Consider the following 14779-nt stretch of genomic DNA (forward strand, 5'->3'; position numbering starts at 1 on the left):
GCGTCACCTGCCCGTATCGGAATGGGAAGACTCTGGTTCTGTTCTACCAAGAATACGACGAACCGCAGACCAGACTATGCTCACGAGAGCCCATAAAGATATGCCACTCCACAGTAGATCTTGCGCATACTCCGAACCCCAATGACAGGAACCCGACAATTTCCAAAAATATAGCGAATGTATCGCATCTGCGAGCGGCATGGAGAGCGTGAGCTGAAACAGCTGACCCAGATTTGTTCTGCTCATCAAAAAAATCGTACTGACTCCAACAGCGGGTACAATGATCCTTTCATCCCAAAACAGCAAGATCGGATCGGTAAAAAATAGCCAACGCAGCCAAAATAGCAAAAGGGCCGTTGCCAGCGCACTCAGCAAGTACAATCTGCGTATTTTGGACATGAGCTTTGTGTAAAGGACAATGCTTGCGATCAGTGGCAATATCGTTCCACTTAGACTAACCTGAATGGGGGCGAAATAGATTTCCCAGCTAACAAACGTACAAATTAAAAACGCGCTGATCACTGCGAGCACTCGTCTGCGTTCCATCTTCATGTTTCGCAGCTGCAAGTCAAAGCTTCCCATCCAGACAAGACATAGCAAAGACCACTGGATGAGGATCGCAACGGTTCCCTCGTTCATGTTCATCTCCTCAAAATGATGGTTGTCTCCCCCAAAAGTATGCCTCAACCAAGGAAATTTCATGAATCGAATGCTCGTCCACTAACTAACGTTGCGCCAGTCTCTCCAGTTGCCTGTGACGTAGCCTAGCTCTCTCCGCTGTTTTTCCCGTGATCATCACAGGGGTACAAACCGTGTCTGCCAGACGTTTCATTCCTAGTGCAGTCATCGCCACACGAATTTGTTGATGCCATCTGTCTACAGTAGCCAAGCATTCTTCCAGAGATTCGCGTTGAACCAGACGCAGCATTGCCCCTGCCATCCCGACAGCGGACGCTCCTAAAGAAGCAGCTTTGACTACATCGAGTCCATGACGAACACCGCCCGTTGCTATGTACGACATTCCAGGATGACCGACAGCATTCGCCTCTAGCAAGCTCTCCACCGTCGTGAATCCCCAATCCTCAAACATCGCGTGAGGATGTTCGCTTCGCATATTTTCCACTTGAGCAAAATTTGTTCCGCCACGTCCACCCACATCGATCGTTCTGATCCCGATTTCCATTAGTTTCTCGATCGATTCCTTCGCCATGCCAAAACCAACTTCTTTGACAATAACCGGCACATCCAGGCTCTCCCTGATCGCATGAATGCGCTCGAGATAGCCGCGAAAATCTCGATCACCCTCAGGCATCAACAGCTCCTGCATGACATTCAGATGGATCTGCAGTCCGTTCGCTTCTATCATCTCCACTGCTGCTGTTGCCTGCTCCACTGTAGCCTCCGCCCCAACGTTTGCAAACAAGATCCCCTGTGGATGTTCCCGCCTGACAATCCGATAGCTATCCGTAACCTCTGGATCACGCAGAGCGGCCATTTGTGAGCCAACAGCCATAGCCAGATTGCGTTCCCTTGCGATCATCGCCAGTTTTTGATTGATCTGCGTAGTCCCACCAGCTCCACCCGTCATCGCATTGATCATAATCGGCGAGGAGAGTCGCAAGGATGCGATCTCGGTGTCCAGTGAGGTTTCAGCTAACGCTGTATTCGGCAAGCTGTTCGGAACAAAGCTAACATCATCAAAGCTATTTGCACCATCTTCCCCGCTGACAAGAGCATTTCGAATATGATCCAGTTTTCTAATCGAACGACGATCCATCGTACCCCTCCTAGACTTTCACTCCCAGAAAAAAGGGATACGCCAGAGCGTATCCCCATGAATCCTGCTTTTTATCTTACTTAAACTTGTCTTTCAGATCACCGAACAACTCGCCCAATGTCACGCCCATTGGTTGGTTGTTTTCTTGCGTGAATTGTTGCTGTTCACGCTTGCTCGCACGTTCTGCCTGCTCCACACGGTCTTCTTCTACTGCACGGATACTGAGGCTAATGCGCTGTTCTTGTGGAACAACATCCAATACTTTCACCTGTACTTCTTGGCCCTCTTTCAAAACCTCACTTGGTGTATTCACCCGGCGGTTTGCAATTTGAGAGATGTGTACGAGGCCTTCAATTCCAGGAGCCAGCTCAATAAATGCACCGAATGACACCATACGTTTTACAGTACCATTCAGAATAGAGCCCGCTTTGAAATCTTCAGCAACGTTCGCCCATGGACCTGCTTGCGTTTCCTTGATGCTAAGGCCAATTCGCTCGTTTTCACGGTCAATTTTGAGGACCTTCACTTGTACCTTGTCGCCTTCCTTCACGATATCGGACGGCTTATCTACACGGTTCCAAGCAAGTTCAGATACGTGAACCAATCCATCAACACCACCGATATCCACGAATACGCCGAAATCGGTCATGCGTTGAACCGTTCCTTCCAATACTTGACCCACTTGGATTTTATCCATAATGGATTGCTTTTGCACTTTTACTTCGTCTTCCAAAACTGCTTTATGGGACAGGATAACTTTATTCTTTTCCTTATCCATTTCTACTACTTTCAAAGCCAACGTTTTGCCTTTGTAATCGGAGAAATCTTCAACGAAATGACGCTCTACCATGGAAGCCGGAATGAAGCCGCGAACGCCTACATCAACAACCAGACCGCCCTTCACTACTTCCTTCACGGTCGCTTCGATGATTTCACCAGCTTGCATTTTTTGCTCAAGATCAGACCAAGAGGATTCCATCGCTACGGCTTTCTTGGAGACAACGAGCTCTTCTTTCTCGTCGTTAAGCTTGATGACTTTCACTTCGAAAGTATCACCAACCGCTACCACATCAGATACCTTTTCAACATGCAGTGGAGACAGTTCGCTGATAGGAATCAGACCATCGTACTTGTAACCTAGATCTACAAGCGCTTGTTTGTCCTCAACTTTTGTTACGGTTGCTTTTACGACATCTCCTACGGAAATAGTTGTTGCATCCGTCAAGCTTACGTTCGTTTCTTCCATCATTCAAAAGACCTCCTTAATACCATCCAGTCCCAAACGTCTATGTACAGGTTGTGTACAACCTCGCTACACGAAGCGGGAGCATGTATATTTTTAACTGTCGCCTGATGGCTGGCAGTTAGTACTGATGAAGCCAGTAAGTTCCAGCAGATTTAGTATTCGTCCCTTTAGCAATTCTATACCGTTTGCGATCAGAGATGCTGGTTCCGTAATTGCTTAATGTGCTCCATAATCAGATCGCTCGCTTCCTTCAACGTATCAGCGCTTGATTTGGCCTCACGCAGATGCGTCAGATTGATTGGTTTTCCGTAAGCGATCTTAATGGAACGAAACGGTCGATAAGGCCCGATAATGGCTACCGGAATGACCGCGGCTTCTGACTTGAGAGCGAACATCGCCACACCCGGCATCGCTTCTCCTGGTTCCCCTGTTTTGCTGCGGGTTCCCTCCGGAAAAATTCCAAAGATTTTTCCATCTTCCAGCAATTTGAGAGTCGTGCGAATGGCCGCACGATCTCCTGCACCCCGTTTGACCGGAAATGCACCGAATTTGGTAATGAGAAAGGATACGACCGGAATTTTGAAAAGCTCTTCTTTGGCCATGAAATGAACCTGACGCTCGATCCCACTCCCGAGAAGAGGTGGGTCCCACAACGAAATATGGTTGGCACAAAGGATCACTGGGCCTTCCTTAGGTATATGTTCACGCCCGATCACTTGCCAACGAAAGACAAGCGAAAAAATTATGCGAAAAAAACCTCTGAATAAACGATAGTAACTCAATGGGTTGACTCTCCCGTTCGCTCGCAGATTTGCAGGATGCGATCGACTACCTGATCAATGGTTATTCCTGTTGTGTCTACCAAAACGGCATCTTCCGCCTGGCGCAAAGGTGCCACTTCTCTCTGCATGTCCCGTCGATCTCGCTCTTCGATTTCTTTTTCCAGCTCAGCCAAGTCTGTCTGGGTACCTTTTGCGAGTAGTTCCTTCCAGCGGCGTTCTGCACGCTCCTTACTGGAGGCCGTCAAAAATATCTTGACATCTGCATCAGGCAAAACATGAGTACCGATATCTCTGCCGTCCATGACGACATTGCCTTGAGTCGCCAATCGTCGCTGGAGCACAAGCATTTGCTCACGTACGGAACCGTAGCTCGCTACAATGGAGGCGTACTGGCTCACTTCTGTGGAACGTATCCAGCTTGTGACATCGATTTCATTCCAGTATACATGTTGCTGTCCGTTTTCCCGAACCAGTTGAATCTTGTTTTTTTGCAAAAGTTCGGAAACTGTAGACTCATCGTTGATAGGGAGCTGATGATGGTGGACTGCCCAAGCAAGGGCACGATACATGGCACCCGTGTCAATGTACACGTATTCCAGTTGTCCCGCTACTTTTTGGGCGACAGTGCTCTTGCCTGCTCCCGCTGGTCCATCGATGGCAATGTTCATTATTTCTCACCTGCTATGTACGTTAGTTCGGTCTTTTTGAACGCGTTGACACTTGGTTATCGTGTCGAGGGCAAAACAGTTGTCTCTCACGACTCTTGAATGCTATAGGCGAACGATAGCCAGCAAACGAGTGCAATTTACGTGACCACCACTACGGTGTACTCGTTCAAATGAAAAAATGTCCCCTCTCTTCAGGGGATTGAAACATCGAAACATTTTTCTAATCAGCTGTGACCAATAGCGGGTCTAAAAAAACGATCCAAGACCGTTTTATATAATATCTATAATAGTACCATAGTATGGAAGCATGCGCAAACCTTTAGGGCTCTCTGGACACGCCTTCCAAGCGCTCTGTTTCGATTAATACGAGTCTTGCGGGTGCGTACTGAATGAGGACTTCGCCTATTGTCAGTACAATCGCGCATACGACAATTCCAATCATGATGCCTTTTTCTACCCGTTTGGAAAAGCTGCGAAAACGATCGTTGTACTGACTGGTCAATAGGGTCACTTCCTCTGATGAAGCGTCAATCCACAACGCCTTTTTTGCGAAGCTCTAGCTGTCTCTCGTAACACGCTCTAACCACTTTTGCCCGATCTTGCTCACTGATTTGGGTGAACTTCCCTGATATCCATTGGTGCAAACCTTTTTCTTCCGCCGGTTTTTGGCGGACGATTTCCATCACCACAAAAGCATGTTGGACTTGTCCATTTTTACTTGGAAGGGAAATCCAGACGTGCAAGCTGTCTTTTTCCTTCAAATGAAAGCTTTCCTCACAGCTAAAAGATAGCCCACCACCGCTGATATCCAGCGTTCGTGCCAGAAAATGATAGCGTCGAATCGGATCATCCAGTTTGACTGCGATGTCTACCGTGGTGTCAATTCTCAAGTAGTTTCGTCGCTGTGTTCGCACAATCTCCTCTTTGGCCGGCAGTTGCAAAAGCAGTACAGGAATGTGATTGTTTTGCCTGCCGACAATCGCAGAGCGGAATTCATAGCGTGAGCCATCCTCGCCAACATACCAAACCAAGCATTCTGTCCCTGGTTGAAATATCCCAGTCCTTCCAGTGTTTTCGCTGGTTGGCAACTCGATGGAAGCTACATCATCCTTCAAATCAGCCACACGGCTTTTGAAAGTTTGCAGCTCCGTTTCTTCTGAGGAACTCGTGAAGTTTAGTCTGATTGTTTGTCCTATTCGTGGAAGCATCATAAAGTAAATGTTCCTCCCCTTCCCTATCACCCTTTCCATTATATACCCTTTTGTTTCGAATCAGCAAATAGGGAAAGCCGCTAAAAAACTAGCTTTCCCCATGGTTTTCAATGCTATTGTCCTTCGTTCTGTCCTGATCCCGTTTCCATTTTCACCACTTCTTCTTCTTCTCCATTCATGGCGTTGATGTAGATCATGTACGAATTCCCTTCAAAGCTGCCTGTCATTTCCCACGTCAGCACTTCTTTCCCATCGTTTTTCCCTTCGATGAGGGCAAGGCGCTGATCCGTCACTTTTACACTCGGATTGACTTTTTTTCTTGCTTCTTCTTTTGAGAGACGGGGCTGTGAAAGAATTCTCTTTTTGTGATTAAACAGATACTCCGTCGAGTTATAGGCAGTAACATCTCCATTGTCCAGCGCAATCTCAACGACCACCCCATCCGGATATATTCTGACGCCATCCTGAACAGGGACAAACGTAAAGAGTGCGTTGCGGTCGTAGCTGTCAATCTCGGAGACCTGCATATTCTCAAACCCGTGGTTGCGCAAGAACACTCGCCCTTTTTCTTCCGCCTGCTTCATGTCCAGCTTTTCCTCGCCAACTGCACGCTCGTTCATCATCCAAACGACTTTTCCGCCGCGTTTGGTGACATCGAGGTTAATGGCTGTCTTGTGTCCATTTGGCGTGACGCGCACACTATATGCTGAGTACTCCTGACCCTTGCCGTTCTCGTTTACTTCTACCTTCGCATCTCCCGGCTTCATCCCGAGAAATTCCAGTGCACTTTTCTCTGCTTCCTCTTTCGTGGCTGGTTTGCCATCGATCCCTTTGATTCGCTGCTGCTTTTTCTTATCGAGACTCTGTATCCCGACGCCCCAGTCTAAATCAGGGTATTCCTGCACTTTTTTCTCAATGGTTTGGAAGCCATCGATAATGGAATTGTCCTCTTTTTTATCATTGTTCGCTAATGCCGTCTCGACATCCATCCACCTCAATTGTTTGTCCATCGCGAGTGTTTGGACGTTGCGTAGTTCATCCTGGATATCTTTTGCCTGGGTGTGCAAGCTCTTTAACGTCTTGTATTCGCTCTGACTCAACGGTTGCTTATCCAGATCGCGTACAGCTACGCGATAGGAAAAATCAGCGACCCTCGAAAGCATTTCTTCGGTTTTGCTAAACGCCATCAAGGTCAATGGGAGTTGTCCGACATCCGCTTGTGCCGCATAAGCAAGCCGCCAAACATTCGTCAAGATTGGCGTCATTTGTCTGCGGGAGTTGACCACAAGCGATTTGCCTAACTCATCGTGCAGCTTGTCCACATGATACGTGAGATCGTGAAAAGCTCGTTGGTATGAGTTCTCCGCTTTGATCAGGACTGAGTTCTTCTCATTGTGCTCCTGATATCCCCACACACCAGCACCTATTAAGGCGACCAGGGCGACGGGAAATAAAACGCGTGCTGTTGCTCCATATATCATCCCTTGCCACTCCTCCTTTGATTACGCATCGATCATCTGCAGAAGATGTGTTTCCCGATCTTTTTGACCTGCGGCCTACTCCAAATCCAACCGGATGTTGCTGTATCCGGATTAAAATAGTACGTGCAGCCTCCGGTCGGATCCCAGCCGTTTAGTGCATTCTTCACTGCTTTCGTTGCGCTTTCATTCGGTGTAAGCCATATTTGCCCATCAGCAACTGCCGTAAAGGCACGTGGTTCGAATATCACAGCCGAGGGCGTATCAGGAAACGAAGGGCTCTTCACGCGGTTCAATATAACGGCTGCGACAGCTACTTGCCCTTCAAATGGCTCTCCTCTTGACTCCCCGTAAACAGCATTCGCCATGATTTTCAAATCATTGTCAGAGACTCGTGAAGGATGAAAGCTGGCTTTGGTCTTGGCGGTTTTTTTCTTTGCTGCAGGTGCAGCCATCTGTTCTTCTTGTACGGCAGCTACATTCTTTTCCTTCCAGACGACCTTGTAACCACTCAAGCCCGCTGCTACCAACATCACCAACACACCTGCGATCCAGATTGTACGCACGGCTGAATCCTCCTTGGCATGTATTGAAATCTTTGCATAGTGTTAGTGGAGAAAGATTGGATTATGCATGTAAATCTGGATATGAAAAAGACCGATGCTAAATGCATCGGCCCACATAGAGTTGTCACGCTTTTTAGTTGGGAATGGAAAAGATCAGGACTCGTCAATCCGAAAGTGCTTGTCATTGTCACATAGGCACTGCTTGAACCCTGTTTCTATTTGCCCTCCAGGTTCTCGATGACCACGCAGTGTAAACTTTTCTCCACATACATTGCATTGAATAGTCACTTTTGCTCGTTCGGTTTTTAACACGCACGTCTCCTCCTTACCGTCTATTGTGGACGTGAAGAGAGATTTTTAGAACCGTAATCGTGTGCTCTTTGTACCTTTTTTAAGCCCTGCCACCACAAAACGAGCATGAATGGCACAATCACTACCAACCAATTTTGCACTGCCAAAAAGATCACGTTGTACAATGCATGCAAGCTGATCGGCAAAGTAATCGACATCCATAAAAAAAGCCGCTCATGTTTGGCGTCTTTGGAAAACTTGGCCCTTCCGAGATAATAGCCCATCCACACCGCAAACAACGCATGGCTGGATACCGGCAAAAAGGCACGCCAGATGGCAATGTTTGTCCCATTGATAATGAGGTAGAACAAATTCTCCAACGTAGCAAAACCAAGTGACACCGCAACAGCATAAACAATTCCATCGTATGGCTCATCAAATTCCAAATGTTTATAAACTGTAAAATAGATGACCATCCATTTAAAAAATTCTTCCACGACAGCGGATTGGAAAACTTCCGCGACAATGCCATCCCGCCAGTTCCATTCATTCTGCATGATGTACTGGAGCACCATAATCGGTACGACCAGCAGCATCCCAAAGATAAACGACCGGATCACCATCGAAATCGGCTCCGGTTCGAGACTGTCACGCAGGTAAAAGTAACTTAAGATGGCGATACCGGGGGCAACTGCCGCGCCGATCAAAGCAATCATCTTTTATTACTCCTTTACACAAGACTACTGTTCATCGTACCATGAATACTGGTTGATGAAAACCCGCTACAGGAGAGAGATCATGTCAAAAAAAATTTTGGTAGTGAATACAGGCGGCACGATTGCCATGTCTGTCGATGACTCAGAAGGCGTAAAGCCACTGGATGATCAAGCAGTCAACAAAATCCTTCCTTTTTTAGAAAAACACGCGGACGTCACCATGAAAAATGTACTTAACCTGCCTAGCCCTCACATGACTCCTGCCATCATGAATCAGCTGCGACTCCATATTGAGGAAGCCTTTCAACACGATCATTATGATGGCATTGTCATTACGCATGGGACCGATACGTTGGAAGAGACAGCATACTTCCTGGATCTGACATTGTCGGTCAACGTCCCGATTGTCGTAACCGGAGCCATGCGCAGCAGCAATGAGCTCGGGGCTGACGGTCCCGTAAATCTCATTTCTTCCGTTCGCGCAGCTGCTGACTCCCAAAGTCTGAACAAAGGCGTTATCGTTGTTTTTAATGATGAAATTCACGCAGCACGTCACGTAACCAAAACACATACGAGCAATGTCGCTACCTTCCAGTCGCCACAATACGGCCCGATTGGAACTATTGCGAAAAAAAGTGTGCAATACCACCATGCTCCATTGGATCGAGAGCAGTATGCCATTACCCATGCTGATGCGAATGTACCGCTGATCAAGGCAGTTGCTGGCATGGAGCCCGCTTGGTTGCATTTTTTGTTGGAGCAATCCATTGATGGACTCGTTGTAGAGGCATTCGGATTAGGAAATCTTCCTCCCGCGATCATCCCTACCCTCCAGCAATTACTGGACAAGGGCGTGCCGATTGTGCTCGTCTCGCGTTGCTATAATGGCCAGGTGCAGGATATCTATGACTATGAAGGTGGGGGCCGCAAACTAAAAGAGATGGGCATCATCTTCTCCAATGGCTTGAACGGTCAAAAAGCTCGTCTAAAGTTAATTGTAACGCTTCAAAAAACACGGGATTTCAAAGAGCTGCAGCAGTTATTCGACCAGTAAATAATATGACGACAACCTCCTGCACATCAGGAGGTTTTTTCGTTTAATGAATAATGAACAGGGCCCCTTGTACGTTGTTGTGGTGGTGGGGAGGAAACAGGAGAAAACGCTCAGATTCTAGGGCCACCCCCTGAGGGATTGACTGCACGACTCCATGCAAAAAGCGAAACCGCGGCCAAAGTAGTCCTTTCAGTGATGTGTTTCAGAGGTGGCCGCTTAAGGGCGTGTTTCGCTTTTTGCATGGAGTCTCCGTCGGTGTCCCTAAGATCTTCGCTGTTTTCTCCTGTTTCCTCTACGAGCTATCCATGTTTAACCTTGTTTTAAAAGACTTAAAAGATTGAAGAATGAATCAGATACGACAGAGAAGAATATTTCCAGACGTAGCGACTTGTGGAGTCCTACTAAGCGGAGAAGGGATGAGCGGGCAAAAGAAACGCAACCGTGCTCCTACTTCGAAGCAGCTACCACTTTTGCGATTCCCCGCGAATTCCTTCGGAGCGGACAGTCTTATCCCCCAGTAGGACGGAGCCTGGAGCCTAGACTGGAAATATTCTTCTCTCCACTACAGCCACATACCTCCAATAAAAAAAGGCCCCGCCAAAGTTGGCGAAGCCATGTTTTCTTAATATATGGAGGGTTGTTTGAAAAACTATACCCAACCGCGGAAGCGAGAAGCTTCAGCCATCTTACGGGCACCAACCATGTAAGCAGACAGACGCATGTCAATGCGACGAGTTTGAGACATGGAGTATACATTTTCAAACGAACGAACCATTACTTTTTCCAACTTCTCTTCTACTTCTTCTTCAGACCAGTAGTAGCCTTGGTTGTTTTGTACCCACTCGAAGTAGGAAACAGTCACACCACCGGCACTAGCCAGTACGTCTGGAACCAGTAGAATTCCACGCTCAGTCAAAATCTTAGTCGCTTCAAGAGTAGTTGGGCCATTTGCCGCTTCTACTACGATTTGCGCCTTGATATTGTGAGCATTTGCAGCTGTGATTTGGTTTTCGATCGCTGCTGGAACCAAAATGTCGCAGTCCAGCTCAAGAAGTTCTTTGTTGGAAATCGTGTTATTGAACAGCTTCGTAACTGTACCAAAAGAATCACGACGATCCAGCAAATAGTCAATATCCAAACCGTTCGGATCATGCAGGGCACCGTACGCATCAGAGATACCTACGACTTTAGCGCCTGCGTCATGCATGAATTTTGCCAAGTAGCTACCAGCGTTACCAAAGCCTTGAACAACTACGCGAGCACCTTTTACTTCGATGTTGCGACGCTTCGCTGCTTCACGAATGCAAATGGTTACCCCTTTTGCAGTTGCTGTTTCGCGGCCATGGGAACCACCCAAAGCAATTGGTTTACCCGTAATGAAACCAGGCGAGTCAAATTCACGGATACGGCTATATTCGTCCATCATCCATGCCATGATCTGTGAGTTCGTAAAGACGTCCGGAGCTGGAATATCTTTAGTAGGGCCCACAAGCTGGCTGATTGCGCGAACGTAACCGCGGCTCAGTCTTTCCAGTTCACGGAAGGACATTTCACGCGGGTCGCAAATGATACCGCCTTTACCACCGCCATATGGCAGGTCAACGATACCGGCTTTGAGGCTCATCCAGATAGAAAGTGCTTTAACTTCATCCTCAGTAACTTCCGGGTGGAAACGAATGCCCCCCTTGGTCGGACCTACTGCATCGTTGTGCTGTGCACGATAGCCCGTAAACACCTTTACTTCGCCGTTATCCATGCGAACCGGAATGCGTACGGTCAAAACGCGTAGCGGCTCCTTCAAGAGTTCAAACATCGATTCTTGGTAACCTAGTTTCTCCAGTGCTTCCTTGATCACCGTTTGAGTTGAATGGAGCAAGTTCAATGATTCTTGCTTTTCTTTCCCTTCGGTGCTTTCGGTTACCACGTCTTGATTACCCATTACTTACCACCTCAAAAATGTTTTCGGTCAATGCCGCCTTTAGTATACACGCTTGTATCATTTATGAGAAGCTTAAAAATGTTTTTTTTCCATTTCGAAAACGTTTTCGTGCCTTGTTTTGCATAATCATTCAATTATTTACCATTCATTTTGAAATCGCTTTTACAAACTTCATTTTGCGCAAACAGCTTCAAATGCACGTCCAATCATGCTTGTATTGTCCCCAAACTTGTTTCTTTCATTACAGGATTAGTGAATTTATGCCATAATGGAAAAGGTAATGGTGGAAGTTTATTCATGGAGGTGTTTTTATGAAAAAAAAATCTATTTTGTTTGTTTTTGCCCATCCCGATGACGAAACGTTTGCTTGTGGGATTTCCATTTCCAAATATAGCGAAACAAAAACAGCCAGCTCTTATCTATTGTGTGCAACAAAAGGGCAAGCAGGGAAAGCTGGTGAACCACCGTTATGCACACCGGAAGAACTCCCTCGCTTTCGCGAGCAAGAGCTTCGCGACGCTTGTGCCATACTCGGTTTCGATCAGGTAGACGTCTGGGAATACCAGGATAAGTTCCTAAACACAGTGCCCGTAGATGAGCTCGTTACTCGTATCCACCAGGCGATTCACCAGATCCAACCGGAAATCGTCGTTACGTTTGCACCACATGGCATCTCCGGACATCCTGACCATTTGGCAATTAGCCATGCTACCACCCAGGCTGTCCTTTCTTTAGGCCCAGATACGAGTGTACGAAAGTTCTATTATGCGACTCGCTCATCCGACGAAGGATTTGGTTCTATAAAGCCTCCCTTTACGGATCCAATCGAGAGCATTACGACGATCATTCACGCCCCGGAATACATGCAGAAAGTAGCAGATGCCTTGCGGGCGCACAGAACACAGCACTTATCGGTAGAGCGCGTTTTCCCAGGGGTTACAAAAGGCAAACACGATTCTGTTCCGCCAAGCAATCATTACATATTGGCTTGGCACAGCCTTCCGAACTATACCATTCAAGGTAAAGAGGCTGATTTTTTTGCTGGCCTAGCATAATCTGTACAGACAGCAACAGCACCTAGTTGGTTGACTAGGTGCTGTTTTATATTCCCAGACATTTCTTTTTCGATTACGTGAAATGCCTGCATATTTCTTTTACAGCATCGTCGGCAACGATCACTTTCCCGTATTCTTCCAACACATAAATCGTTATCGGCGTCGCTTCTCCGTACTCAGAGAGGATCGCAATTAGCTTGTGATAACGCTCCTGATCCAATTCGACTTCCTCCAGCACCAGATGATATTTCCCCTGATAGAAGTAGGCAGCTCCTCCATTGGTCAAAAGAGCGTTAATGCGATGGGCGGCTTCAACCATATGCTCAAAGTCCCGGAAGGCATACATGATCAAATCGCTTTCTTCCAATGTAACCTCTAGTTCGTATACATCCTCATCTTCGAACTCTTCCTCTTTTCCGTCCTTTGAGCCCGTCTTGCCACGCGTTACGATTACGACCATTCCCTGAGCTGGCAAGGCGAACACTTCAACTGCAACAGGCCCTGATACTTCAAACCCTAATTCGTGATAAGCCTGTTCCATCATGTCGTTGAACAGTTCATGAACTTTAGGAATGTCACGCCACATGTCTTCTTTTTCTATCCCGCGCTCTGTGAGGTCGTCAAAAGTTAAAAAGATTCGTATTTTATCTTGACCAAGGCGTTCAACACGCATGACTGTCCCTCCTCGCCATCCAGTCGTACTACAAAATATGATGGTAAGCCTGTAAGAGTTCTCCACATTCTCCGGCGAATACCTGTTGGCATTCATCCATTTTTTGATGGACTGGAAAATACGGGGTAGTCCTATCATATCACATTTAGCTACTGGAACAAAGCTACCATGGCACCTACGCATCATTCGCGTATCGATGTCGAATCCACTCGCGGATAAAGAAACTTTGTTGTTGTCTGTCATTTCCTGCGCTTTCCCAGGAAACGTTCCACCTCATTGTTCTTCTTACCTATTTATATTTAGCCCTGCTAGTTCGGGTTCCTTCTCATTCATAAGGAGTTGTACATGAAAAAACGCCCAGAATCGGCGCCTTTTCTACGTCTCATATTCACGCAGCCGCTTTTGAATCCAAATGGCCGCCTGAGTTCCATCGCCCATGGCAATCGACACTTGTTGAGAATGCTCATTGATATCTCCAACAGCCCATATGTTGGGATGATCGGTTTCTTTTGTTCGCGGATTGGTATAAATGTGCCCCTTTTCATGAATGCGTACGGTAAAACCACGTAAAAGCTCTGTCAATGCATGAGCACCAGGAAAGGCAAGAAATGCTCTTTCTGCAGACAAGCGTTCACCTGAAGAGAGCACGATTTCTTGCAATTGCCCCGACGCATGATGAAGGGCACATACTTCTTCCTCCCGATACAAAATCCCTCGCTGGCTCAGTCCAGAGAGAGCATGCGTATCCACCTGCACTTTTGCATGGTTAATGACTGTTAACCTGTTTGTATAATAGCTGAGCTCGTCTGCCATCGAAACAGCGTGCTGGCCTGCTCCAATGATTGCCGTGTCTTTCTCTACTGTTTCATAGCCGTCACAGTCGGGACACAAGAAGATCGATGTTCCTACACAATCGGTGAAGCCAGGGATCCTTGGAAACGGATCACAAATGCCAGTCGCCAATACGAGTGTCCGTGAAGTAAGCGTATGTATGCCATTTTTCGTACCTACCGAAAATAAGCCGCTTGCGTCAGTAGCAAGCTTTGTTACCTCGTCTGTTAAAAAGCTAGCGCCGTATTTTTGTGCTTGCTCCCTTCCTACTTGACGCAAAAAATCGCCACTAACCCCCTCCGAAAATCCGAGAATGTTTCGGTAGGCTTTGGCGACTGTTGATCGACCACCTGGCATGTCAATTACTACAACGCGTCGAAGGCATCTTGCAAGCTGGATTGCGGTTTGCAACCCTGCAATCCCGCCACCGACAATGACCGTATCATACTCCACTCGCATCCACCTGCTTATCCTTTTCCCGATAGCATTGCC

General features: G+C 47.2%; 15 protein-coding genes and 1 pseudogene. 2 read left to right on the forward strand and 14 right to left on the reverse strand.

Features of this window, described 5'->3' with window-relative positions:
- Positions 1-3: 3 nt before the first annotated feature.
- The 11 genes and pseudogenes from C7R93_RS03820 to prsW form a co-directional block, all read right to left on the reverse strand.
- A complete protein-coding gene (locus C7R93_RS03820; protein ID WP_106837543.1) occupies positions 4-639 on the reverse strand; it encodes a YphA family membrane protein in 636 nt (211 codons plus the stop codon).
- 85 nt (positions 640-724) lie between these two features.
- The gene (gene fni, locus C7R93_RS03825; RefSeq protein ID WP_106837544.1) at positions 725-1777 is read right to left on the reverse strand and encodes a type 2 isopentenyl-diphosphate Delta-isomerase; all 1053 of its coding nucleotides are present in this window, start codon (positions 1775-1777) and stop codon (positions 725-727) included.
- A 76-nt stretch (positions 1778-1853) separates the two neighbouring features.
- Positions 1854-3026, reverse strand: coding sequence for a 30S ribosomal protein S1 (gene rpsA, locus C7R93_RS03830; RefSeq protein WP_106837545.1), 1173 nt, complete (start codon positions 3024-3026; stop codon positions 1854-1856).
- 188 nt (positions 3027-3214) lie between these two features.
- Positions 3215-3805: a lysophospholipid acyltransferase family protein gene (locus C7R93_RS03835; RefSeq protein ID WP_106837546.1), complete on the reverse strand. Its 591-nt coding sequence runs from the start codon at positions 3803-3805 to the stop codon at positions 3215-3217.
- The gene (gene cmk / locus C7R93_RS03840; protein WP_106837547.1) at positions 3802-4473 is read right to left on the reverse strand and encodes a (d)CMP kinase; all 672 of its coding nucleotides are present in this window, start codon (positions 4471-4473) and stop codon (positions 3802-3804) included. Before cmk ends, C7R93_RS03835 begins: the two co-directional genes overlap by 4 nt.
- Before the next feature lie 319 nt (positions 4474-4792).
- Positions 4793-4975, reverse strand: a complete 183-nt coding sequence (locus C7R93_RS03845) for a hypothetical protein (RefSeq protein WP_106837548.1) — start codon at positions 4973-4975, stop codon at positions 4793-4795.
- A gap of 25 nt (positions 4976-5000) precedes the next feature.
- A complete protein-coding gene (locus tag C7R93_RS03850) occupies positions 5001-5684 on the reverse strand; it encodes a flagellar brake protein (protein WP_106837549.1) in 684 nt (227 codons plus the stop codon).
- A 113-nt stretch (positions 5685-5797) separates the two neighbouring features.
- A complete protein-coding gene (gene ypeB, locus C7R93_RS03855) occupies positions 5798-7165 on the reverse strand; it encodes a germination protein YpeB (protein WP_106837550.1) in 1368 nt (455 codons plus the stop codon).
- A gap of 32 nt (positions 7166-7197) precedes the next feature.
- A pseudogene (locus C7R93_RS31000) lies at positions 7198-7856 on the reverse strand (cell wall hydrolase).
- A gap of 25 nt (positions 7857-7881) precedes the next feature.
- The gene (locus tag C7R93_RS30170; RefSeq protein WP_007716480.1) at positions 7882-8040 is read right to left on the reverse strand and encodes a hypothetical protein; all 159 of its coding nucleotides are present in this window, start codon (positions 8038-8040) and stop codon (positions 7882-7884) included.
- Between the two features lie 20 nt (positions 8041-8060).
- Positions 8061-8735, reverse strand: coding sequence for a glutamic-type intramembrane protease PrsW (gene prsW / locus C7R93_RS03865; protein ID WP_106837552.1), 675 nt, complete (start codon positions 8733-8735; stop codon positions 8061-8063).
- Between the two features lie 82 nt (positions 8736-8817).
- On the opposite strand from prsW, the gene C7R93_RS03870 reads away from it, so the two are divergent.
- On the forward strand, positions 8818-9789 hold the full coding sequence (locus C7R93_RS03870; protein WP_106837553.1) for an asparaginase: 972 nt from the start codon (positions 8818-8820) through the stop codon (positions 9787-9789).
- A 649-nt stretch (positions 9790-10438) separates the two neighbouring features.
- Here the strand turns inward: C7R93_RS03870 and C7R93_RS03880 are convergent.
- On the reverse strand, positions 10439-11728 hold the full coding sequence (locus tag C7R93_RS03880; protein ID WP_106837554.1) for a Glu/Leu/Phe/Val family dehydrogenase: 1290 nt from the start codon (positions 11726-11728) through the stop codon (positions 10439-10441).
- A 311-nt stretch (positions 11729-12039) separates the two neighbouring features.
- On the opposite strand from C7R93_RS03880, the gene C7R93_RS03885 reads away from it, so the two are divergent.
- Positions 12040-12783 (forward strand): PIG-L deacetylase family protein, encoded by a 744-nt coding sequence (locus C7R93_RS03885; RefSeq protein ID WP_106837555.1) that lies wholly within the window; start codon positions 12040-12042, stop codon positions 12781-12783.
- A 73-nt stretch (positions 12784-12856) separates the two neighbouring features.
- On the opposite strand, the gene C7R93_RS03890 is transcribed toward C7R93_RS03885, so the two are convergent.
- Both C7R93_RS03890 and C7R93_RS03895 read right to left on the reverse strand, forming a co-directional pair.
- Positions 12857-13456: a genetic competence negative regulator gene (locus C7R93_RS03890; RefSeq protein ID WP_106837556.1), complete on the reverse strand. Its 600-nt coding sequence runs from the start codon at positions 13454-13456 to the stop codon at positions 12857-12859.
- A 375-nt stretch (positions 13457-13831) separates the two neighbouring features.
- Positions 13832-14746: an NAD(P)/FAD-dependent oxidoreductase gene (locus C7R93_RS03895; RefSeq protein WP_106837557.1), complete on the reverse strand. Its 915-nt coding sequence runs from the start codon at positions 14744-14746 to the stop codon at positions 13832-13834.
- Between the last annotated feature and the right edge of the window lie 33 nt (positions 14747-14779).

Origin of the sequence: Brevibacillus fortis (genome assembly GCF_003013395.1) — a bacterium.
GTDB lineage: Bacteria > Bacillota > Bacilli > Brevibacillales > Brevibacillaceae > Brevibacillus > Brevibacillus fortis.